The 20,757-nt window shown below is 71.8% G+C and carries 15 protein-coding genes and 1 tRNA gene; 7 read left to right on the forward strand and 9 right to left on the reverse strand.

The window, feature by feature from the left end:
* Positions 1-36: 36 nt before the first annotated feature.
* Together O7610_RS15110 and O7610_RS15115 are read right to left on the reverse strand one after the other, a co-directional pair.
* On the reverse strand, positions 37-1,260 hold the full coding sequence (locus O7610_RS15110) for an MFS transporter (RefSeq protein ID WP_289213535.1): 1,224 nt from the start codon (positions 1,258-1,260) through the stop codon (positions 37-39).
* Between the two features lie 107 nt (positions 1,261-1,367).
* Positions 1,368-4,697, reverse strand: coding sequence for an efflux RND transporter permease subunit (locus O7610_RS15115; RefSeq protein ID WP_281555689.1), 3,330 nt, complete (start codon positions 4,695-4,697; stop codon positions 1,368-1,370).
* A gap of 150 nt (positions 4,698-4,847) precedes the next feature.
* Between O7610_RS15115 and O7610_RS15120 the strand changes: the two genes are divergently transcribed.
* Positions 4,848-5,372: a MarR family winged helix-turn-helix transcriptional regulator gene (locus O7610_RS15120; RefSeq protein WP_281551380.1), complete on the forward strand. Its 525-nt coding sequence runs from the start codon at positions 4,848-4,850 to the stop codon at positions 5,370-5,372.
* Here the strand turns inward: O7610_RS15120 and thrC are convergent.
* From thrC to argS, 4 genes are all read right to left on the reverse strand, one after another.
* Positions 5,340-6,389 (reverse strand): threonine synthase, encoded by a 1,050-nt coding sequence (gene thrC / locus O7610_RS15125; RefSeq protein WP_278171212.1) that lies wholly within the window; start codon positions 6,387-6,389, stop codon positions 5,340-5,342. The two genes, O7610_RS15120 and thrC, sit on opposite strands and share 33 nt — an antisense overlap.
* Positions 6,390-6,429: 40 nt before the next feature.
* Entirely contained in the window at positions 6,430-7,734 is a 1,305-nt protein-coding gene (locus O7610_RS15130; RefSeq protein WP_282234783.1) for a homoserine dehydrogenase, read from the reverse strand.
* Between the two features lie 65 nt (positions 7,735-7,799).
* Positions 7,800-9,185 carry a diaminopimelate decarboxylase gene (gene lysA / locus O7610_RS15135; RefSeq protein WP_289213536.1) on the reverse strand — a complete coding sequence of 462 codons (1,386 nt, stop codon included), beginning with the start codon at positions 9,183-9,185 and terminating at the stop codon, positions 7,800-7,802.
* Positions 9,186-9,239: 54 nt separating this feature from the next.
* Positions 9,240-10,904 carry an arginine--tRNA ligase gene (gene argS / locus O7610_RS15140; protein ID WP_289213537.1) on the reverse strand — a complete coding sequence of 555 codons (1,665 nt, stop codon included), beginning with the start codon at positions 10,902-10,904 and terminating at the stop codon, positions 9,240-9,242.
* 105 nt (positions 10,905-11,009) lie between these two features.
* On the opposite strand from argS, the gene O7610_RS15145 reads away from it, so the two are divergent.
* The 5 genes from O7610_RS15145 (at position 11,010) to O7610_RS15165 (ending at position 15,303) form a co-directional block, all read left to right on the forward strand.
* Entirely contained in the window at positions 11,010-11,897 is an 888-nt protein-coding gene (locus O7610_RS15145) for a thioredoxin-like domain-containing protein (RefSeq protein ID WP_289213538.1), read from the forward strand.
* 23 nt (positions 11,898-11,920) lie between these two features.
* On the forward strand, positions 11,921-12,643 hold the full coding sequence (locus tag O7610_RS15150; protein WP_475051203.1) for a DUF305 domain-containing protein: 723 nt from the start codon (positions 11,921-11,923) through the stop codon (positions 12,641-12,643).
* A 234-nt stretch (positions 12,644-12,877) separates the two neighbouring features.
* Complete coding sequence (locus O7610_RS15155) at positions 12,878-13,573, forward strand: winged helix-turn-helix domain-containing protein (RefSeq protein ID WP_348650045.1); 696 nt, start codon at positions 12,878-12,880, stop codon at positions 13,571-13,573.
* Between the two features lie 112 nt (positions 13,574-13,685).
* A tRNA-Arg gene (locus tag O7610_RS15160) sits at positions 13,686-13,757 on the forward strand.
* 502 nt (positions 13,758-14,259) lie between these two features.
* On the forward strand, positions 14,260-15,303 hold the full coding sequence (locus O7610_RS15165) for a hypothetical protein (RefSeq protein ID WP_289211205.1): 1,044 nt from the start codon (positions 14,260-14,262) through the stop codon (positions 15,301-15,303).
* A 77-nt stretch (positions 15,304-15,380) separates the two neighbouring features.
* On the opposite strand, the gene O7610_RS15170 is transcribed toward O7610_RS15165, so the two are convergent.
* From O7610_RS15170 to O7610_RS15180, 3 genes are read right to left on the reverse strand one after another with little or no spacing between them, the layout of a single operon-like run.
* Positions 15,381-15,845 carry a hypothetical protein gene (locus O7610_RS15170; RefSeq protein ID WP_281551389.1) on the reverse strand — a complete coding sequence of 155 codons (465 nt, stop codon included), beginning with the start codon at positions 15,843-15,845 and terminating at the stop codon, positions 15,381-15,383.
* The gene (locus tag O7610_RS15175; protein ID WP_289211206.1) at positions 15,820-16,545 is read right to left on the reverse strand and encodes an RNA polymerase sigma factor; all 726 of its coding nucleotides are present in this window, start codon (positions 16,543-16,545) and stop codon (positions 15,820-15,822) included. The genes O7610_RS15170 and O7610_RS15175 overlap by 26 nt, the downstream gene beginning before the upstream one ends.
* Complete coding sequence (locus O7610_RS15180; RefSeq protein ID WP_281551391.1) at positions 16,542-17,861, reverse strand: S8 family peptidase; 1,320 nt, start codon at positions 17,859-17,861, stop codon at positions 16,542-16,544. Before O7610_RS15180 ends, O7610_RS15175 begins: the two co-directional genes overlap by 4 nt.
* A 190-nt stretch (positions 17,862-18,051) precedes the next feature.
* Between O7610_RS15180 and O7610_RS15185 the strand changes: the two genes are divergently transcribed.
* The gene (locus O7610_RS15185; protein WP_289211207.1) at positions 18,052-20,727 is read left to right on the forward strand and encodes a CHAT domain-containing protein; all 2,676 of its coding nucleotides are present in this window, start codon (positions 18,052-18,054) and stop codon (positions 20,725-20,727) included.
* The last annotated feature ends 30 nt before the right edge of the window (positions 20,728-20,757 follow it).

Genomic DNA, 20,757 nt, shown 5'->3' on the forward strand with positions numbered 1-20,757 from the left:
TGCCAACCAGATCGCTATCAAAGTGATATCACGATGCTAGCGGCTGGCCGCAACGACCGAGCCCAGCCGCCGGGTCGCCAGCCGCCAGCCGACCGCATAGGTGACGGTCACCAGACCGCACGTCGCCAGGATGACCCGGGTGTCCAGGGTGTCGATCACACTGGCCACGATCAACTGACTCACCGAGATCGACAGGGTGGCGAGCATCAGATCGGTGGCGAAGACCCGGCCACGCAGCCGGTCCGGCACCACCGCCTGCAGGGCGTAGTTCGACAGCACCCAGTTGCTGCCGCCGCCCAGGTGCGCCAGGAAGACCAGGGCGAGCACCAGCGGGAACCAGGTGACCAGCGAGATGCTGGCGTAGGACAGCCCGTACACCGACATCGACGCGGCCAACCCGGTGAGCAGCCAGGACCGCCGGTTCAGCACCGGGCGGGTCAGCAACGGCCCGATGACCGCGCCGGCACCCCGCACGGCGAACAGCAGGCCGGTGCCGATCGCGCCGACCCCGTACACCCCGGCCAACAGCGGAAACAACGTGAGTACGCCGTTGCCGAGGCCGACCGCGCTCTTCGCGGTCACCAGGGCGAGCACCTGCGGCCGGCCACCGATGTAGGCCAGCGCCTCCCGGATCGCGGTCAGTGTCCGGGGCGCCGGCAGCGTGGCATCGCGTGGGGTCTGCATCGGTCGGCGGATCGACATGGTGACCACCGCCGCGAGCAGCAGCGCCGCGGCGGCGATCCAGAAGCACGCGTACGGGCCGAGGGCCGCGCTGAGCAGCCCGCCGAGCGACGCGCCCACTATCGCCATCGTGCCCCACGCGGATCCGGCGAACACGTTGGCGGCGGGCAGCTCCGCCGCCGAGACCACGTTCGGCAGCGCGGCCTGCGCGGCCGGCGAGTAGCAGGACTTGGCCACCGCGAGCGACGCGATGGCGAACAACGCCAGCCAGGCGGTACCCGAAGTGCGGACGGCCAGCAGCAACAGCACCGCGACGACGGCGGCCAGGTTCGCGGCGATCAGGATCCGACGGCGGTCGAAGCGGTCTGCGAGCGTACCGGTGAACGGCAACATCAGGGCGTGGATGCCGGTGTCCACGGCGAGCACCAGAGCGCCCCAGACGCCGCTGCCGGTGAGCTCCGGCAGCAGCACCACCAGCGGCACCATGACGAACCAGTCCGCCCCGAAGACGACCAGCTCGGCGAGGAGCAGCCGGCGGAAATCCCGGTTCCCGGTAAGGACCGCTAACGGTGAGGCCACGTACCGACACCTTACCGACCGGATACCGGACAGTGGACGAAGTGTGATCTGTGCGACGGGTCGTCGCGGGGGTCCCCGGGGCCGGTGCCCTGGGGACCCCCGCACGGTCACTTCTCCGCCGGCGGATCCGTCGGCGGCAGCGGCGAGGTGCGGCTCTTCGGCAGTTTCAGCACCTCGAACTGGTCGGTGCCGTCGACCAGCGCCGCCGAGGGGCGGGCCGGCGGCGCGGCGACCGGCGACGTACGACTGGCGGGGCCGGCGGTGTCGGAGCCGTTGCGGCCGTCCGCTGCGTCGCCGGTGCCTGGTACGGCATCGGTGCCGGTAACGGCTCCTGACGGCCGGTCCGGTGCCGCAGCGACGTCACTCGCGTCGTCGGTCGGGCCGGCCGACCGGCGGGTGGCCCGGCGCTGCCGCAGCCGATCCTTGGTGCCCTCGACCATGGTGTAGAGCGTCGGCACCAGGACCAGGGTGAGCAGCGTCGAGCTGAACAGGCCGCCGATCACCACGATCGCCAACGGCTGGCCGATGAAGCCGGCCACCCCGGTCAGGCCGAGCGCCATCGGCGTCAACGCGCAGATGGTGGCGATCGCGGTCATCAGGATCGGCCGCAGCCGACGCCGGCCGCCCTCGACCACCGCCTGGGACACGCTCATCCCCTGCTCGCGGTACTGGTTGATCAGGTCCATCAACACGATCGCGTTGGTCACCACGATGCCGACCAGCATCAACGCGCCGATCAGCGCCGGCACACCCATCGGCGTACCGGTGACGACCAGCAGACCGATCGCGCCGGTCGCCGCGAACGGCACCGACACCAGCAGGATCAGCGGCTGGACCAGGCTGCGGAACGTCGCCACCATGATCACGAAGACGATGGCGATCGCGGCGAGCAGGGCCAACCCGAGGTCGGCGAACGCCTCCGCCTGGTCGGCGCTGACGCCGCCGATGGTGTACGTCGCACCGGCCGGCAGACTCAGGTCCTCCAGCCGCTGCGACAGCTCGGCGCTGGTCTGCCCGACGTTCGAGCCGGTCGCGGTGCCGGTGACGGTGGCGCTGCGCTCACCGTCCACCCGACTGATCTGCACCGGCCCGTCGACTTCGGTGATGTCGGCGAAGGCGGCGAGGGTCGCCGGCCCGACCGGCAACGCCGCCAACTCCTCGGCCGAGGTCACCCGGGCGCTCGGGCTGAGCACCACGTCCAGCCGGTCGCCGTCGATGGTGACCTGTCCCAGCGGGCTGCCGCGGAAGGCTTGGGCGACGAGTTGCCCGAGCGCGGCCTCGTTCAGCCCGGCCTGAGCTGCCGCCGCGCGGTCGATCTGCACCTGCAGCCGGGTCACGTCCTCGGACAGGGTGCTGGTGACGTCGGCAACGTCCGGGGTCTGCGACATCGCGGTCCGGACCCGCTCCGCGGCGGTGGCCAAATCGTCCGGGTCGTTGGCCTGCACGATGACCTGCAGCTGGTTGCTGCTCCCGCCACCGGGCCCGCCGTCGGCCGCCCCGACCGTGATCTCGCCCAGGCCGTCGCGGCCGGCGAACTCGTCCCGCAGCTGCTGCTGCACGGCGATGTTGTCGGTGTCCTCGGTCAGGCTGATCGAATAGCTCGCCGTGGTGTTGCCGCCGCCACCGGCGAACGGGTTGCTGCTCGCGCCGATCGACACCTGGTAGGACTCGATCCCGTCGGTCCGCGCGAGGACCCGCTCCACCGAGATGGCGGCCCGGTCGACGGCGGCCAGGCTGGTGCCCGCCGGCAACTCCTGCCGCATGCTCAGGGTGTCCTGGCCGGCGTCGTCGATGAAGTTGGTCTCCAGCCGGGTGCTCAGCGCGAACGTGCCGAGCAGCACCGCCAGCCCGATGCCGACGGTGGCCCACCGCCGGGTGGTGGCGAACCGGATCACCGGCAGGTAGCCGCGCTGCAACGGGTTGCGCAGCTCCTTGGCTTCGGCCTCCTGCCGGACCTGCTCCACGTCGGTGCCGGCGGCGGCCGGCTTGAGGAACCAGTAGGCGAGCACCGGGATGATGGTGAGCGAGACCAGCAGCGAGGCGAGCAACGCGACGGTCACCGTGATGGCGAACGGCGCGAACAGCTGGCCGACGAAACCGCCGACGATCGCGATCGGGGCGAAGACGGCGACGGTCGCCAGGGTCGACGAGGTGACCGCGCCGGCCACCTCCCGGACCCCGGTCAGGATCGCGGTACGCCGGTCCTCGCCGTACTCCAGATGCCGTTTGATGTTCTCCAGCACCACGATCGAGTCGTCCACCACCCGGCCGACCGAGATGGTCAACGCGCCGAGGGTGAGCAGGTTGAGCGAGTAGTCGCCGACCCACAGGGCGATCAACGCGATCAGCACCGACAGCGGGATGGAGACCGCGGTGACCACGGTGGACCGGATCGACAGCAGGAAGACCAGGATGACCAGGACCGCCATCACCAGGCCGAGCAGGCCTTCGGTGGTGAGGGCCTCGATCGAGCGTTCCACGAACGGTGCCTGGTCGAACACTACGATCAACTCGGTGTCAGCGGCCGCGCCCAGCTCGTCGAGTCGGTCCCGGATCTCGTGCGAGATGCCAACCGCGTCGCCGTCGGGGCCGGCGGTCACCGCGATCCCGAGGCTGTCCGCGCCGTTGGTCCTGGTGATCGAGGTGGCGGGGGCGGTCTGCTCGCTGATCTCGGCGACGTCGTCGAGCCGCACCGGCGGCCGGCCGGACGCGGTGAGATAGATCCCGGCGAGATCGCTCAGTGAATCGATCCTGGTGCCGACCTGGACGGTCAGGCTCTCGTCGCCGTCGGTGAGGGAGCCGGCCGGGATGGTGACGCCGTTGACCCGCAGGGCGTTGCCGATAGCGCTCGGGTCGAGACCGGCGTCGGCCAGCGCGGCGTAGTCGGGGGTGATCGAGACGACCTGCTCACCGGCGCCGGTGACGTCGACGGCGCGTACCCCCTCGATGGCTTCCAGCTCGGGCAGCACGACCTCGTCCAGACGTCCGGCGAGCCCCGGTCCGCCGGCGCCGGTGGCGGCCAGCACCACAGCCGGCAGGTCGTCGGTGCTGCCGGCGAAGACGGCCGGTTCCACACCGTCGGGCAGCTGGATCCGGTTGATCGAGGTCTCCAGCTCGTTGACGGCGCTGGTCAGGTCGGTGCCGAAGGCGAACTCGACCTGCACGGTGGCGAAGCTCTCGCTGGAGGTGGAGGTGACGCTCTCGAGGTCGGCGACGCCCGAGAGGGCGTTCTCGATGGGCTCGGTCACCTGCGATTCGACGATCTCCGGTGCCGCGCCGGGGTAGACCGCGCTGATGAACGCGGCCGGGAACTCCAACGAAGGCAGAAGCTGCTGTTTGAGCGTCGGGATGGTGACGGCGCCGAAGATCGTGATCACGACCGCGACGAGCGCCACGAGCCCTCGGTTGGCGAGGCTGAGTCTGGCGAGCAACGACATGTGCGGGCTCACTCCTGGAAGAGTCCGGCGGCGGAACGACGGGAATTGTTCGGCCAAGGCTAACAGTTAGCGTCACGCGAAGTTGTTGGGATATCGTCTGCGCACGGCGGGCGGCCGGCCCACCACCGTGCCGGACCAGAGGGAGCGCAGGTGGCCCAGCGGGACGAACTGATCGACCAGATCGTGGTGACCAGCCGCCGGCTGCAGGTCCTGTTCGCCTCCGACCGTTCCGACCCGCTGTTCGACTCACAGCTCACCGTGCCGCAGCTGAAGATACTGCTACTGCTCTACCTGCGTGGCAGCGCCTCGGGACAGGAGCTCAGCCAGGTGCTCGGGGTACGGATGGCCACGGTCAGCGGGATCGTCGACCGGCTCGCGGCCCACCGGCTGGTCGGCCGCCGGGAGGACCCCCGGGACCGGCGGGTCCGCCGGATCGAGCTGACCGACGACGGGCGGCAGCTGATGGACCGGATCGTCACCGCCGGCACCGACCGCCAGGCACGGCTGTTGGCCCGACTGGACACCGACGAGCTGCGTACCGTAGCCGTCGCGACCCGGCTGCTGGTCGACGCCGCAGAAGCCGACCTGGCCGAAACCGACACGCCTCAGGTCGAGCCGCGTCACACCCGACCGGCGACGTCGTCAGGCCAGGTCGAGGGCGCGGGCCGCGAGTAGCGGATCGTTGCCGATGGTGGTCGGTGCCGGAGCGGTGGAGATCGCCCACTCCGGGTCCTTCAGACCGTGCCCGGTGACCGTGCAGACCACGGTGGCACCGGCCGGTACCTTGCCGGCGGCGGCGGCCTGCAGCAGCCCGGCGACGCTGGCCGCGCTGGCCAGCTCGACGAAGACCCCGACCTCCCGGGCCAGCAGCCGGTACGCCGCCAGGATGTCCCGGTCGGTGACCGCGTCGATCAGCCCCCCCGAGGCGTCCCGGGCGTCGAGCGCCTTGGTCCAGCTCGCCGGGTTGCCGATCCGGATCGCGGTGGCGATCGTCGACGGCTGGCGGACCACCTCGCCGGAGACGATCGGGGCGGCACCCGATGCCTGGAAGCCGTACATCTTCGGGGCGCGGGTGGCGTTGCCGGCCTCGACATCCTCCAGGTAGCCCATCCAGTAGGCGCTGATGTTGCCGGCGTTGCCTACCGGCAGGCAGTGGATGTCCGGGGCGTCGCCGAGCCCGGCGACGATCTCGAACGCGGCGGTCTTCTGCCCGTGCAGCCGGAAGATGTTCACCGAGTTGACCAGCGCTACCGGGTAGTCCTGGGCCAGCTTGGCCGCCATCGACAGGCAGTCGTCGAAGTTGCCGTCGACCTGCAGCAGGCGGGCCCCGTGCACCAGCGCCTGGGCGAGCTTGCCGAGCGCGATCTTGCCCTGCGGCACGAGCACCGCGCAGGTCAGGCCGGCGCGGGCGGCGTACGCGGCGGCCGACGCGCTGGTGTTGCCGGTCGAGGCGCAGATGATCGCCTTGTTGCCCTCCTCGACCGCCTTGGAGACCGCCATCGTCATGCCCCGGTCCTTGAACGACCCGGTCGGGTTGGCCCCCTCGACCTTGAGGTAGACGTCGGCACCGACCCGGGCGGAGAGCACCGGCGCCGGCAGCAGCGGCGTGTTGCCCTCGTAGAGGGTGATCACCGGCGTGGCGTCGGTGACCGGCAACCGGTCCCGGTACGCCTCGATCAGGCCCCGCCACATGACAACCTCCTCGGTTCGCGCCGGCACAGCGTACCGGCGGCTACTGGCCGCCCTCGACCCGCAGCACGCTGGCGATGGAACGGACGACGTCCAGGCCGCGCAGCTCCTCGACGGTGGCCGCGAGGGCGGCGTCCGGCGCCCGGTGGGTGACGATCACCAGGCTGGCGTCGTTGTCCCGGCCGGACTGGCGCACGGTGGCGATGGACACGTCGTGCCGGGCGAACACCCCGGCGACGGCGGCCAGCACCCCGGCCCGGTCGGCCACGTCGAGGCTGATGTGGTAGCGGGTGACCGCCTCCCCCATCGGCCGGATCGGCAGGTCGGCGTAGGCGGACTCGCTGGCCGTGTGCACCCCGGCGAGCCGGTTGCGGGCCACCGCGACGATGTCGCCGAGCACCGCGCTGGCGGTCGGCGCCCCACCGGCGCCCCGGCCGTAGAACATCAACTGCCCGGCCGCGACCGCCTCGACGAAGACCGCGTTGAACGCGTCGCCGACGCTGGCCAGCGGATGGCTGCGCGGGATCATCGCCGGGTGCACCCGGACGCTGACCGACTCGGCGCCGTCGGCGCCCGGGCCCCGGTCGGCTATGCAGAGCAGCTTGATGGTGCAGCCCATCGCCTTGGCGCTGGCCATGTCGGCGGCGCTGACCTCGGTGATCCCCTCGCGGTGCACGTCGTCGGCGCCGACCCGGGTGTGGAAGGCCAGCGAGGCCAGGATGGCGGCCTTGGCCGCGGCGTCGAACCCCTCCACGTCGGCGGTCGGGTCGGCCTCGGCGTACCCGAGGGCGGTCGCCTCCTCCAACGCCTCGGTGAACCCGGCCCCGGTGGCGTCCATCGCGGAGAGGATGAAGTTGGTGGTGCCGTTGACGATGCCGGTGACCCGGGTGATCGAGTCGCCGTGCAGCGAATCGCGCAGCGGGCGCAGCAGCGGGATGGCGCCGGCCACCGACGCCTCGTAGAACAGGTCGGCACCGCCCTCGGCGGCGGCGTCGTGCAGGGTGCCGCCGTCCTCGGCGAGCAGCGCCTTGTTGGCGGTGACCGCGCTCTTGCCGCTGCGCAGCGCCTCGACCAGCCAGGTCCGGGCCGGTTCGATGCCGCCGACCACCTCGACCACCACGTCGACGTCGTCCCGTTTGACCAGGCCCAACGCGTCGGTGGTGAACAGCGCCGGGTCGACCGGCAGGTCACCACGGGCCCGGTTGGGCCGGCGGACCGCGATCCCGGCGATCTCGATCGGCGCCCCGACCCGGGCGGCGAGGTCGGCAGCCTGCTCGTGCAGCAGCCGCACCACCTCGGAGCCCACCGTGCCGCAGCCCAGCAACGCCAGCCGTACCGGCTTACCCATGCTCACCCCATACCTCGCGACCGCGCGCCGCGCGCGCTATCCACGTCGTCCCGCCGCCTGCGGCGCTATCCCACGTCCAGTGCCAGCAGATCGGCCTCGGTCTCCCGACGGACGATCACCCGGGCCGCTCCGTCGCGGACCGCGATAACCGGCGGCCGGGGCACATGGTTGTAGTTGCTCGCCATGCTCCGGCAGTACGCCCCCGTGCCCGGCACCGCGAGAAGATCTCCCGGCTGCACGTCGGCGGGCAGGAATTCATCCTTCACCACGATGTCCCCGGACTCACAATGCTTTCCCACGACGCGGGCGAGGATCGGCGCCGCGGTCGACGCCCGGGAGGCGACCGTCGCCGAGTAGGAGGCGTCGTAGAGGGCGGTACGGATGTTGTCGCTCATCCCGCCGTCGACGCTGACGTAGCTGCGGATGCCGTCGACGTCCTTGACGGTGCCGACCTGGTAGAGGGTGAACACCGCCGGGCCGATGATCGCCCGGCCCGGCTCGACCGACAGGTGCGGCACGGCCAGCCGCAACGCCTCACACTCACTGTCCACGATCTTGTTCATCCGCTTGGCCAGCTCGTGGGCCGGCGCCGGGTCGTCCTGGGTGGTGTAGGCGATCCCGAACCCGCCGCCGAGATCCAGCTCGGGCAGCTCGACGCCGCGCGCGTCGCGGATCTGCGCCTGCAGCGCCAGCACCCGCCGGGCGGACACCTCGAACCCGCCGGCGTCGAAGATCTGCGAGCCGATGTGCGAGTGCAGCCCGCGCAGCTCCAGCACCCCCTCGTCGAGGATCCGGGCGGCCGCCTCGAACGCCGCCCCGCCGGCCAGCGAGAAGCCGAACTTCTGGTCCTCGTGGGCGGTGGCGATGAACTCGTGGGTGTGCGCCTCGACCCCGACGGTGACCCGGACCAGCACCTTCGGCCGGACCCCCCGGTCACGGGCCAGCGTGGTCAGCCGGTCGATCTCGTCGAACGAGTCGACGATGATCCGGCCCACCCCGGCGTCCAGCGCCCGGGTCAGCTCGGCGACGCTCTTGTTGTTGCCGTGCAGGCCGATCCGCTCCGGCGGCATCCCGGCCGACAACGCGACGGCCAGCTCACCGCCGGTGCAGACATCCAGGTGCAGGCCCTCCTCGGCGATGATCCGCACCACCGCCCGGCACAGGAACGCCTTGCCGGCGTAGTAGACGTCCTGGCCGGCGAAGGCGGCCCGGAAGTCGCGGCAGCGGGCCCGCAGGTCGTCCTCGTCGAGCAGGTACGCCGGGGTGCCGTACTCGGCGGCCAGCTCCCGTACGTCCCGGCCGCCGACGGTGATCGACCCGGCGTCCGCCCGGGTCACCGTCCGCGGCCACAGCTGCGGCAGCAGGATGTTGACGTCATCCGGGGTACGCAGCCAGCCCGGCCCCCGGCTGCCGAGGTCACCGTGCAGGGCCCCGGCCTCGTGTGCGCGCACGGCGCTACCGTCCTTCGTCGTGGATGGATCTGGGTCTGGGTACGTCGGCCGGGGTCACATCCGCTCGGGCGCCGAGACGCCGAGCAGGTCCAGGCCGTTGGCGATCACCGTACGGGTGGCGTCGTTGAGCCACAGCCGGGCCCGGTGCCGGTCGGTGATCTCCTCGTCGCCGAGCGGCATGATCCGGCACTTGTCGTAGAACCGGTGGTACGCCCCGGCCAGCTCCTCAAGGTAGCGGGCGATCCGGTGCGGCTCACGCAGCTCAGCGGCGGAGGCGACCACGGCGGGGAACTCGCCGAGCGCCTTGAGCAGCTCGTTCTCCTTCTCATGGTCGAGCAGCTCGGGCCGGAAGTCGTCCGGCCCGCCCCGCTGCAGCCCTACCTCGGCCGCGTTGCGGGCCACACTGGCGGTCCGGGCGGCGACGTACTGCACGTAGAAGACCGGGTTGTCGTTCTTGGCCCGGGTCCACCGCTCCACGTCGATGTCGATCGGCGAGTCGGACGAGTAGCGGGCCAGTGCGTACCGGGCGGCGTCGACGCCGATCGCCTCGACCAGGTCCTCCAGGGTGACCACGGTGCCGGCCCGCTTGGACATCCGCACCGGCGTCCCCTCGCGCACCAGGTTCACCAGCTGCCCGATCAGGATCTCCAGGGTCTGATCCGGGTCGTCGCCGAAGCAGGCCGCCATCGCCCGCAGCCGGCCGATGTAGCCGTGGTGGTCGGCACCGAGCATGATCACGACCTGGTCGAAGCCGCGCTCCCGCTTGTCCAGGTAGTAGGCGCAGTCGGCGGCGAAGTAGGTCCATTCGCCGTTGGACTTGCGCAGCACCCGGTCCTTGTCGTCGCCGAAGTCGGTGCTGCGCAGCCAGGTCGCGCCGTCGCGCTGGTAGGTGCGCCCCTGCTCGCCCAGCCGGGTCAACGCCAGCTCCAGCTCGCCCCGGGCGTGCAGGTCCTTCTCGTTGAAGTACGTGTCGAAGTGCACCCCGAACCCGGCCAGCGACGCCTTGATCTCGTCGAACATCAACGCCACGCCCTCGACCCGGAACAGCTCCCGGGCGGCGTCGTCGTCGAGGTCACGGACCTCGGGGTGTTTGGCGGCCACGGCACCGGCGATGTCGGCGATGTACGCCCCGCCGTACCCGTCCTCGGGCGCCGCCTCGCCCCGCGCGGCGGCGAGCAGCGAGTTGGCGAACCGGTCGATCTGGGAGCCGGCGTCGTTGAAGTAGTACTCGGTGCCGACGTCGGCCCCGGTGGCCCGCAGGATCCGGGCGAGCGCGTCACCGACGGCCGCCCAGCGGGTGCCACCGAGGTGCACCGGGCCGGTCGGATTGGCCGAGACGAACTCCAGGTTGAGCCGGCGGCCGGTCAGGCGGGTGCTGTGGCCGTACTCCCGGCCGGCCAGGACCACGGTGCGGGCCAGCGCCCCGGCGGCGGCCGAGTCGAGTCGGATGTTCAGGAAGCCCGGCCCGGCGATCTCCACCGAGGCGATCCCGTCGGCCTCGCTGAGCGCGGCGGCCAGCGCGGCGGCCAGCTCACGTGGGGCGGTGCCGACTCGCTTCGCCAGTTGCAACGCCAGGTTCGAGGCGTAGTCGCCGTGGTCTGGGTTGCGCGGACGCTCGACGGTGACCACGTCGGGGAGTAAAGATAGATCGATGTCACGGTCGACGAAGACCGACCGGGCCGCGGCGCGGACGAGCTCAGCGAGATTGGCGGGAGTCACCAAGGCATGTTACCGGGGGTAGACTCGTGGCCTTGGCGGCGACCCTCACCTGCTGTGTCCCCGCTGAATGCCCCTTGACCGACCGACCTGACGAGGCACCACACCATGAGCATCAGCACCCAGGGTGGCGACAACCGCAACCCTTCCTCCGTGGTCAGCACCGGCAAGCCGGCGGCCGGCGGCAAGCCCCGGACCGACGATAAGGCCGCGGGCAAGCCGGCGAAGGGCAAATCGGCGAGCGGCCGGGGCGGTGGCGCCCCGGCCGCCCGGGCCGCTGGCGGCAAGACCAGCGGCAAGGCCGGCAAGGGCGGCCGCAAGCCGGTCAAACCGGTCAAGGTCACCCAGGAGCGCAACTGGGGTCCGATCGCGCTGATGGTCGGCGTCGGGGTGCTGGCCACCGCGATCATCGGGTACGGGGCCTACGCGGTCTCCCAGGAGGCCCGGTCGTGGCAGGACCGCGCCTCGGACATCACCGACCTGGTCAACTACCGGGAGTCCAACCCGGCGGCGGTGCAGCCAATGGCCGGCAAGCAGTCACACGAGTGGGGGCCGCTGGAGTACGAGATCCAGCCGCCGGTCGGCAGCAGCCACAACCCGAACTGGCAGAACTGCATGGGTGACGTCTACGACGCGCCGATCGCCAGTGAGCACGCCGTGCACAGCCTGGAGCACGGCGCGGTCTGGCTCACCTACCAGGAAGGTCTGCCCGCCGACCAGGTCGAAACGCTGGCCAGCAAGATCCGGGGCAACGAATTCACCTTGATGAGCCCGTTCGAGGGCCTGGAGTCGGCGGTCTCGCTGCAGGCGTGGGGCTACCAGTTGGCCGTCGACGACGTCAACGACCCACGGATCGACGAGTTCATCCGGGCGTTGCGGCAGAACGCCACCGTCGAGCCGGGCGCCACCTGCTCGGGTGGGATCACCGCCACCGGCACCACCCCGCGTGACATCGGCGCCCAGGAGCAGCAGATGGACGGCGGCGCCGGGTCGTGACCACCAGGACGGAGACGGACGCGATGGCCGACACCGGGCGGGGGCCCGTCGACGGGCCGGCGACGCAGGACCGGCCGGCCTACCCGGCCGGCGGGGATCCGACCGATCCGCCGACGCCCGGTGGCGATGCGGCCGAAACCAGCCGCCGTGGCCGGTTCGGCACCGCGTGGCTGGCCGCAGCCGTCGTGGTCGGTCTCCTGCTCGGGTACGCCGCCGGCCTGCTCACCCCCGGTCTGCTGCGTCCCGGCGACGCCTCGCCGGAGGCCGGGTTCGCCCGGGACATGTCGACCCACCACGCGCAGGCCGTGGAGATGTCGATGATCGTGCTGGAGCGCAGCGAGAACCCGGCGGTGCGGACCCTCGCCAGCGACATCGCGCTGACCCAGCAGAGCCAGATCGGCATGATGCAGACCTGGCTACGTGAGTGGGGCCTGGAGCCGACCGGCACCCAGCCCCGGATGGACTGGATGGAAACCACCGGCGAGTGGGCGGTGGTCGACGGTCTGATGCCGGGGATGGCCACCGACGCGCAGCGGGCCGAGCTGAGGGCGGCCACCGGTGCCGAGGTGGACCGGCTGTACCTGTCGCTGATGCTCACCCACCACCTGGGCGGCATTCACATGGCCGACGGGGTGCTCGAGCTCTCCGACGACGAGGATGTGCGCTGGCTGGCCGAGTCGATGGTGAGCGGCCAGCAGAAGGAGATCGAGCTGATCCGTACCCTGCAGTCCCAGGTCGGCGGCTGACACCGCACCGCCCGACGGCGGCCCTGTGCTTACCGGCACCGCCCCGCCCGTCCCGGTCTCTGCCGGGGCGGGCGGCGTCGTATCCGCCTTTATCCCGTGGTACCCCGCCACCTCCAGCCTTGCCCGTTCCATGCCGCTATACCATGACTTCGCATACTTTGCCGGACTCTACCGTCTCAGACGTTTTCTAGGCACATATCGCTACCGTCCTGATACAGCCTCGTTGGTCCTAGCGTGGGGGCACTTCTTAGCGATACTCGGAGATCGATCACGAGCTGGTGCCGACGGCACACGCTCGGCGGTGACGGCGCGGTGGCGGCCCGCCGTCGCGGATCACCCACCGGTGACGCTGGCGGGCTGACACCGGAGCAGGAACTCGACCTGATCGGCCTGTTGCGGGGCCGATGGCCGGAGGACCACGCGCTGGACGACGAGCTGTGGAGCCGTCGTACGGTCGCGACGCTGATCGAGCGACGGTTCGGGCTGACGCTGAGCCCGGCCGACGTCGGCCACTACCTGGACGCATGGGGGCTGGCGCCCCGGCGGCCGGAGGAACGCGCCTGCGGGCTCTGCGTCGACGCGGTCAACGAGTGGGTGGAGCGGGTCTACCCGACGGTGCTGCGCGCGGCCCGGGAGCACCGGACGGACCTGTGGTGGCTCGGTCGGACCCGGTTGCACGGCACCACCCCGGCTGCGGACGTGCTGTCGGCCGCCTCGGTACGCGGCCAGATCCGGTTCATGATCCTGACGCCGTCGATCGATCCGCCGCTGCCGCGCGAGTTCCTGCTGCGGCTGTGCGGACCGGACCGGCGCGGGGCGCATCTCGTCGTGGACGGCTCCTGGGCCAGCTCCGAGCTGCCCCGCCGACTGCCTCGGACCATCGTCACGCACCTGCTGCCGAGCTGCGCCCGCCCGACCCGGTCAGCCTGAGCAACTCCCGCGTCCCGGCCGGCGACCGGACCACCGCGCCGGCGGGACCGGACACGGCGGATACCGATTCGGCGACCCGGTGCTGGGTTTGCTAATCTTCCTGGGTCGCTGAGCCCCCGTAGCTCAGGGGATAGAGCACCGCCCTCCGGAGGCGGGAGCGCAGGTTCGAATCCTGCCGGGGGCACACTTGCTGAAGAACCTTCGACCTGCACGACAAGGCCGCTGACCAGGGCGATTCCAGTCAGCGGCCTTCATTGTCTGTCATACTGTGTCCGGCCGTCACCGGCCCGTGGCGAGCAGCTGTGCCGAATGCCGCCAGCACGCCCAGCCCTGCCGTGGTGGTCGCCCCGTCGAGTGCGCCGCAGCAGATCCAGAGCCTGTTCGCCAGCCGCTGCGTCGATGTGCGCGGACCCGATACGCGGGACGGCGCCCCCGTTGCAGCTGTGGGACTGCATCAACGCACCCCAGCAGCAGTGGCGCCTGTTCTGATGAGAACCAGCTGACCAGCTCTCCGAAGAACCCAGAACTCGACACCGGACGCCAGACGCCGCAATTTTCGCCATCTGCCGATCCCGCCACCCCACCGAAGGTATTTCTGCCCGTCGATTTCTCTCGGTATAGGTATCCGCCCCGCGCGACCGTGACAGTCACGGTCTGCCTTTCACACCCCTACCTCGGGAGGAACCTTGTCCACGCGACTGACGCAACGCGTACGTCGATCAACGCTCGCCCTGGTAACCGCTGCCGCCGTAGCACTGCTGCTGCCGGTCAGCTCGGCCACGGCGGCGGCGCTGGACCGCTCGACCGGCAGCGGTGCAACCGCCGCACCCGTCGACGTCTTCATGAAGGACCATCCGTCGGACGTCGGGATTCAGCCGCACGGCCTGAACCCGATCTGGGCGAGCCCCGACATCAAGGTCTGCCCCACCGCCGTCGAGTGCGCGACCAGCCAGAACCCGATCGTCGGGCAGACCAACTACATCTTCATCAAGCTGCGCAACCCCGGACCGTACGGTTCCGGCGGCATGGAGCAGGGTGAGATCCACGTCTACCGGACCACGCCGGGTGGCGGCGCGACCTGGCCCACCCACTGGACCGAGATCGGCTGGATGTCGGTGCCGGTCTACGCCGGTGTCACCACCGTCACCATTCCCTGGAACGGTGTCCCCGGCCCGGGGCACTTCTGTCTGCTCGCCCGCTGGGTCTCCCCCAACGACCCGATGGCCTTCGAAGGTCCGAGCAACAGTGTGAACACCCGGAACAACAACAACATCGCCTGGCGCAACGTCGACTCGGTGGCGCTGTCGACCAGCGGGCAGACCGAGGTCCGGCCATTCGCGATCGGCAACGTCCTGCGGGAGCCGACCCGCAACAGCGTGGTCTTCAGCGCGGAAGGTGCACCACTGCAGGCCGCTGGCGGGCGGCTCGTGGTGGATCTCGGGCCGACGTTGTTCGCCCGCTGGGTCGAGGGCGGCATGGCCGGCAAGGGCATCCGGGAGGCGGGCCGTAACCGAGTCGAGATCGTCGAACCGGGCCAGGCCAGTCTGGACAACCTGATGCTCCGGGGCAACGAGCGGCTGACCATGCGACTGCTGTTCACCGCCACCAACCCGGTCGATAAGCCGATCGCCGTACTGGTGACGCAGTTCGGCCCGGACGTCGACGGCTCCGACCGGGCCGACCTGGGTGGTGTGCGCTACGACGTGACCGTCAGCAAGCAGGACCGTTAGCCACCTCGCAGGGCAGGGACGGAGGTGGCGTCCGGGACCCGTGACCTCCGTCCCGACGAGGTTCCGGATCTGCTGGCTCAGCGAAGACTGACCCAGCAGGTCCGGACCTTGTACGTCGCGGTGCTGGCCCGCAGCTGCACCGGGCCGGTCGGCGGTACGCCCATCGAGAAGAACCCGGCCTCGTCCACCTGGACGTCCTCGTACTGCCCGGCGGCCGACCGGGCGCTGAGCCGGCCCGTCGCGGCCGGAGAGAGCTGCCCCACCACCCCGGTCGCGGTGACCTCGATGGCGAGGACCACCGGGCCGGAACGGAAGGTCAGCGTCCGGTCGGTACCGCCGGACCGGGTCGATCCGGCCGGATCGAGGTCACAGGCCGAGTCGAAGACCAGCTCGGCGACCGCCAGCTCGGCGTCGACGGTCCGCCAGCTGAACGCGGCCAGTGCCGCGGCCAGGAAGTGCTCCGGCACCGGTCCGGAGTCGCGCAGGGCGGCACCCAGCTCGATCAGCAGCTCGTCGTCACTGTTTGGTGGCCACTGCCGCATCACGTTCACCTCCGTTCCCCTGCTGCCCCCCGGGCGGGCCGATCCTGACGTACGGGGCGAGGGCTGGGCAGTTGCGCAGCTTCGCCAAGCATCGGGCCTGGGTCGGGCCGACACTTCCAGTGGGCATGCCGAGTTGCTCGCCGATCTCACGGTAGCTGGCCGGCGGGTCGGCGACGAGTAGCGTGAGTAGTTCCCGGCAGCGCGGCGGCAACTCGGCGAGCGCATCACGCAGCGCCTGGCACCGCTCGTCCCGGAGCAGGTCCTCGTCGGGAGTCGTCGGGTCGACCAGCCGGAAGACACCGACATGCGCGTCGGTCGACTCGTCGTACGGGTCGAACGGCTGCGTACGCCGGCCGAGCCGCAGCATTCGGTGACACTCCCGTCGGGTGGTGGTCACCAGCCACGCGGGCAGAGCGTGTGCCTCGCGCAGCCGGCCGAGGTGCTCGACCAGCCGCAGCCAGACGGTCTGGTTGACGTCGGCGGCGTCGGCGTGGTCGAGCCCGTGGCTGCGGATCACCGCCGCTACCAGCGGGCCGTACCGGTGGACCAGCGCGGACCAGGCGGTCTCGTCGCCGGCGGCGGCAGCGGAAACCAGGTCGGGGACGGTAGCCGGCGCTGGGTCGGTAGCCGGTGCTGGGTCGGTAGCCGGTGCTGGGTCGGTAGCCGGCGGTGGGTCGGGGACGGCGTCGGGGCTGCTCATTCGACCAGCACGCCGTAGTCGGGGTGCCAGGCCGGGCCGGAGGTCAGCACCGCCGCGGCGGCCGCCGCGTCCAGCCCGGTGCCGGTCATCAGGGCGGCGAGCCGACCGGAGACGTGGCCGGTGGCGAAGGAGGTGCCGGCCCAGGCGGCGAAGCCGTCGAAGTGCAGCACCGGTTGGCCGGGCAGGACCATCTCCCCGTCGACGTACGTGCTGGTGCGGTCGCCGTACGCGCTGGCGTCCACCCACGAGCCGTAGTTGCTGTAGTCAGCCGGCACCGGGACGCCGTCGGTCGCGTCGAGGGCGGCGACGGCCAGCACACCCGGCAGCGCCGCCGGCCAGGACGGACGGCGGGTGCCGGCGTTGCCGGCGGCGGCGACCACCGCCGTCGTCTTGGGCAGCGCGGCGACGGCGTTGGCCAGCGGCAACGGCGGCTGGTCGTGCTGCGTGAAGTAGCCGAGGGAGAGGTTGATGACCGACACCTGCGGACCGAGCCGGCCGATCGCGGCGATCAGGCTCTCCTCGTCGCCGATGCCGTTGGCGTCCAGTGCCGACTCCGGGTCGACCCGTACACCGGGGGCGGCCTGCCGTACGACACCGGCGACGAAGGTGCCGTGCCCGCCCTGCAGGGCCAGTTGGGTGCCGCCGAGGTACAGCGGGTCCTCGTCGTCGGGCTCCGGCAGGTAGCTGCCGCCGAGCCAGTCCGGGTGCACGTCGCCGGCGAGCCGCCAGATGCCGGTGTCGCAGACACCGACCGTGACGTCGGCCCCTTCACCGAGCCGGGCCGGATCCGGCGGTGGAAGCGCGGCCGCTACCCGTGGTGGCCCGCCGGGGTTGCCCATGATGTTGCCGAAGCCGAGCAGGACGTGGTGCGGCTGCACCTGCGGGGCCCGCCCGCCGGGCCACTGGCGCGGGTCGCGGAGCTTGTCGACCACGGCCGGGACGTCGGTCTCCCGGTCGAAGCACAGCCGGCCGACTTGGGCGAACCCGTCGTCCTCGGTGACCTGGTGGCCATCGGCGCGCAGCCGGGCCGTCACCCGCTCGACGTCGGCCGGGGCGACCAGTAGCTGCCGGGGACGGTAGAGGAACTCCTTGCCGGCTGCCGCGGTGTACCGCCGTACCGCCGGGTGGGCGGCCAGGATCTCCAGGAACGCCCGTTGGTAGCTCTGGTCGAGGGACCGGTCGGCGGGCCCTGGCGCGCCGGCCTGGCCGGTCGGGTGCGACCAGTTGGTCGCCGGGCCGAGGGGCAGCAGCGCGGCCGCCAGCGCGGACCACCCCATCAGCTGCCGGCGGGAGACCTGCCCGGGGAGACCCGGCACGGGGTGACGGTGGTCGGACGACACCTGACCCTCCAAGCGGGTGGGAGACGGGGCCGGCACCACGAGGGCGACCACAGAAGGTTACGGGACCGACACGATTATTTCAAAGGATAGTTATGTGTCAATTAAATGACTGGCGCCCGGGTGCCGCCGTTGACCCGGGGTGCACGGGTGGGGAATTCTCTGTCTCGTGACCGAACGCACCGATTCCGGTGTCGACCTGGCACAGCGGGCCCTGGACACCGTCCAGCGCTACCCACACGAGGCCATCTCGATCGCCCACCGGGTGCTTGCCGACGCGCCGGACGCCCGCGCCCGATCCACTGCGGAACGCGCCATCGGCCTGGCGTTACGCGAGCTCAACGACCTAACCGGCGCGGCACGCCACCTGCACCGGGCGGTGCGGGCTGGGGACGACGCCCGGCTTCGGGCGCTGGCCCGGATGAGCCTCGGCTACGTCCTGGCCAGCGCCGGCCGGACCACTGCCGCGCTGCGGGTCGTCACCCTGGCCCTGCCGCAGCTGACCGGCGCCGACGCCGGCCGGGCCCGGATGCAGCGCGGCGTGGTGCTGCACTACCGGGGCCGGTTCGACGAGGCGGTCCGCGACTACGACCAGGCGGTGGAGATCGCCCGCCGTGAGGGCGACCTCCTGCTGGAGGCGCGCGCCCGCAACAACCGGGGGCTGCTCAACGCCCACCTCAACGCCCATCTCGATGCCGACACCGACGACGACCTGAACCGCGCCGCGGCCATCTTCAGTCAGCTCGGGCTGGACCTGGCCGCCGCCGACGCCCGGTGGAACAGCGGCATCGCCACCGGGCAACGCGGCGACGTGGCCGGCGCGCTGCACTGCTTCGCCGAGGTCGACAACGAGTACCGCCGGCTCGCAGTGCCCCGCCCCGCGCTGCTGCTGGACCGCTTCGAGCTGTTGCTGTCCGTACCGCTGATCGACGAGGCGGTCACGGTGGCCGAGACCGCCGTGACCGAGCTGCGCCGGCTCGGGATGGCCTCGGACCTGGCCGAGGCGCTGCTCGCCCAGGCGCGGGCCGCGCTGCTCGCCGGCGACCTGGCCACCGCGGCCGACACCGCCGGGGCGGCACGTAGCCGGTTCCGACGGCAGGGCCGGCGGGCCTGGGCCACCCTCGCCCGACACGTCGAGCTGCGGGCCGGGTACGCCCGGGGCACCCGGTCCCCCGCGCTGCTCGCCGCGATGATCCGTACCGCCGACCAGCTCGACGCCACCGGCTGGCCCGGACCCGCCCTCACCAGCAGGATCGAGGCCGCCCGGCTGGCCACCACGCTGGGCCGGCACAGCCGGGCGGTCGAACTGATGGAGGTCGCCGCGGACGCCCGGCGGCGGGGCACCGCACCCCGCCGCGCCCAGGGGTGGTACGCCCTGGCGTTGCGCCACCGGCTGGCCGGCGACGAGTCCGGGGCGGCCCGTGCGCTGCGCCACGGTCTAGCGGTACTCGACGGACACCGCGCCTCGCTCGGCGCGACCGAACTGCGGGCCAACAGCGGGACGTACGGTAAGGAGCTGGCCGCCGAAGGCCTGGACATCGCCATCCAGCGGGGCGCACCGGCGCAGGTGTTCACCTGGGCGGAACGGTGGCGGGCCAACGCGCTACGGATGCGGCGGGTCTCACCGCCACCGGATCCGGACCTGGCCACCGCGCTGACCGAGCTGCGGATGGTCAGCGCGGCACTCGAGGACGCGTTGTTGGCCGGCAACCCGGTGCAGACGCTACGCGGCAGTCAGGCCCGGCTGGAGCAGCGGATCCGGGAGCTGGCCCGAGGGGTCAACGGTGGCGGCGAACTGCTCGCGCCGCCCGGGGTCACCGACCTCGCTGCGGCGCTCGGCGCCGCCGTACTGCTGGAACTGGTGGCGCACGGCGAGCGGCTGCTCGCGGTGCTGGTCCACGACGGCCGACCGACGCTGCACGACCTCGGGTCGTTGACCGACGCGGTACGGGTGGCCCGGCTGCACCGGTTCGGGTTGCGCCGGCTGGTCACCACCGGCGACAGCGCCGACGCCCGGACCGGGGTACGGCACACTGCCGGCGCACTGGACCGGCAACTGTTCGATCCGGTACGCGACCTGATCGCCGACCGTCCGCTGGTGATCGTGCCGATCGGCGACCTGCACGCCGTACCGTGGTCGGGTCTGCCGACCTGTGCGGGCCGGGCGGTGACGGTGGCGCCATCGGCGACGGCGTGGCTGCGGTCCGCCGGCCGGCGGTCCGGCGGGGTGGATCCGCAGCCGGCCGGCGGACCGGCGGCTGGGGCGCAGCCGGCCGGCGGGCCGGCGGTGCTGGTGGCCGGGCCGCGACTACCGGCTGCCGAGACCGAGGTACGGCAGCTCAGCGCGGTGCTGCCCGGCTCCCGCACGCTCACCGGGGCCGCTGCCACCGCCGACGCGGTAACCGGGGCACTCAACGGCGCGCGACTGGCCCACATCGCCGCGCACGGGCGGTTCCGGGCGGACAACCCGCTGTTCTCCACACTGGAGCTGGCAGACGGACCATTGACCGCGTACGAACTGGAGCGGATCATCAGTCCGCCCGGTTGCGTGGTGTTGTCGGCCTGTGATTCCGGGCTGGCCGGGGTCCGCCCCGGCGACGAGGTGATGGGCTTCACCGCGGTGCTGCTGGCGCTGGGCGCCCGCTGTCTGATCGCGACGGTGCTGCCGGTGCCGGGCGAGCTGACCACCGTGCTAATGCTGGAGTTGCACCGCGAGATGCTGGCCGGGCATGCTCCGGCGGTGGCGCTGGCCCGGGCACAGCGGGCGTTCGCCGCGGACCCGGACGGTGCGGTCGGGGCCCGGCATGCGACGGCCGCCGCGTTCGTCTGCTTCGGCGCCGGTTGAGCCCAGGTGCCGTCGGCCGCTCCGCCGTTG

The organism is Solwaraspora sp. WMMA2065 (genome assembly GCF_030345075.1).
Classification (GTDB): domain Bacteria; phylum Actinomycetota; class Actinomycetes; order Mycobacteriales; family Micromonosporaceae; genus Micromonospora_E.

What these genes read in the sequence shown, in the direction of transcription:
- O7610_RS15115 (WP_281555689.1), bottom strand. Translation starts at nt 4,697, where the DNA reads ATGTCGTTGCTCGCCAGACTCAGCCTCGCCAACCGAGGGCTCGTGGCG.
- thrC (WP_278171212.1), bottom strand. Translation starts at nt 6,389, where the DNA reads ATGTGGCGGGGCCTGATCGAGGCGTACCGGGACCGGTTGCCGGTCACC.
- O7610_RS15130 (WP_282234783.1), bottom strand. Translation starts at nt 7,734, where the DNA reads ATGGGTAAGCCGGTACGGCTGGCGTTGCTGGGCTGCGGCACGGTGGGC.
- O7610_RS15145 (WP_289213538.1), top strand. Translation starts at nt 11,010, where the DNA reads ATGAGCATCAGCACCCAGGGTGGCGACAACCGCAACCCTTCCTCCGTG.
- O7610_RS15150 (WP_475051203.1), top strand. Translation starts at nt 11,921, where the DNA reads ATGGCCGACACCGGGCGGGGGCCCGTCGACGGGCCGGCGACGCAGGAC.
- O7610_RS15170 (WP_281551389.1), bottom strand. Translation starts at nt 15,845, where the DNA reads ATGCGGCAGTGGCCACCAAACAGTGACGACGAGCTGCTGATCGAGCTG.
- O7610_RS15175 (WP_289211206.1), bottom strand. Translation starts at nt 16,545, where the DNA reads ATGAGCAGCCCCGACGCCGTCCCCGACCCACCGCCGGCTACCGACCCA.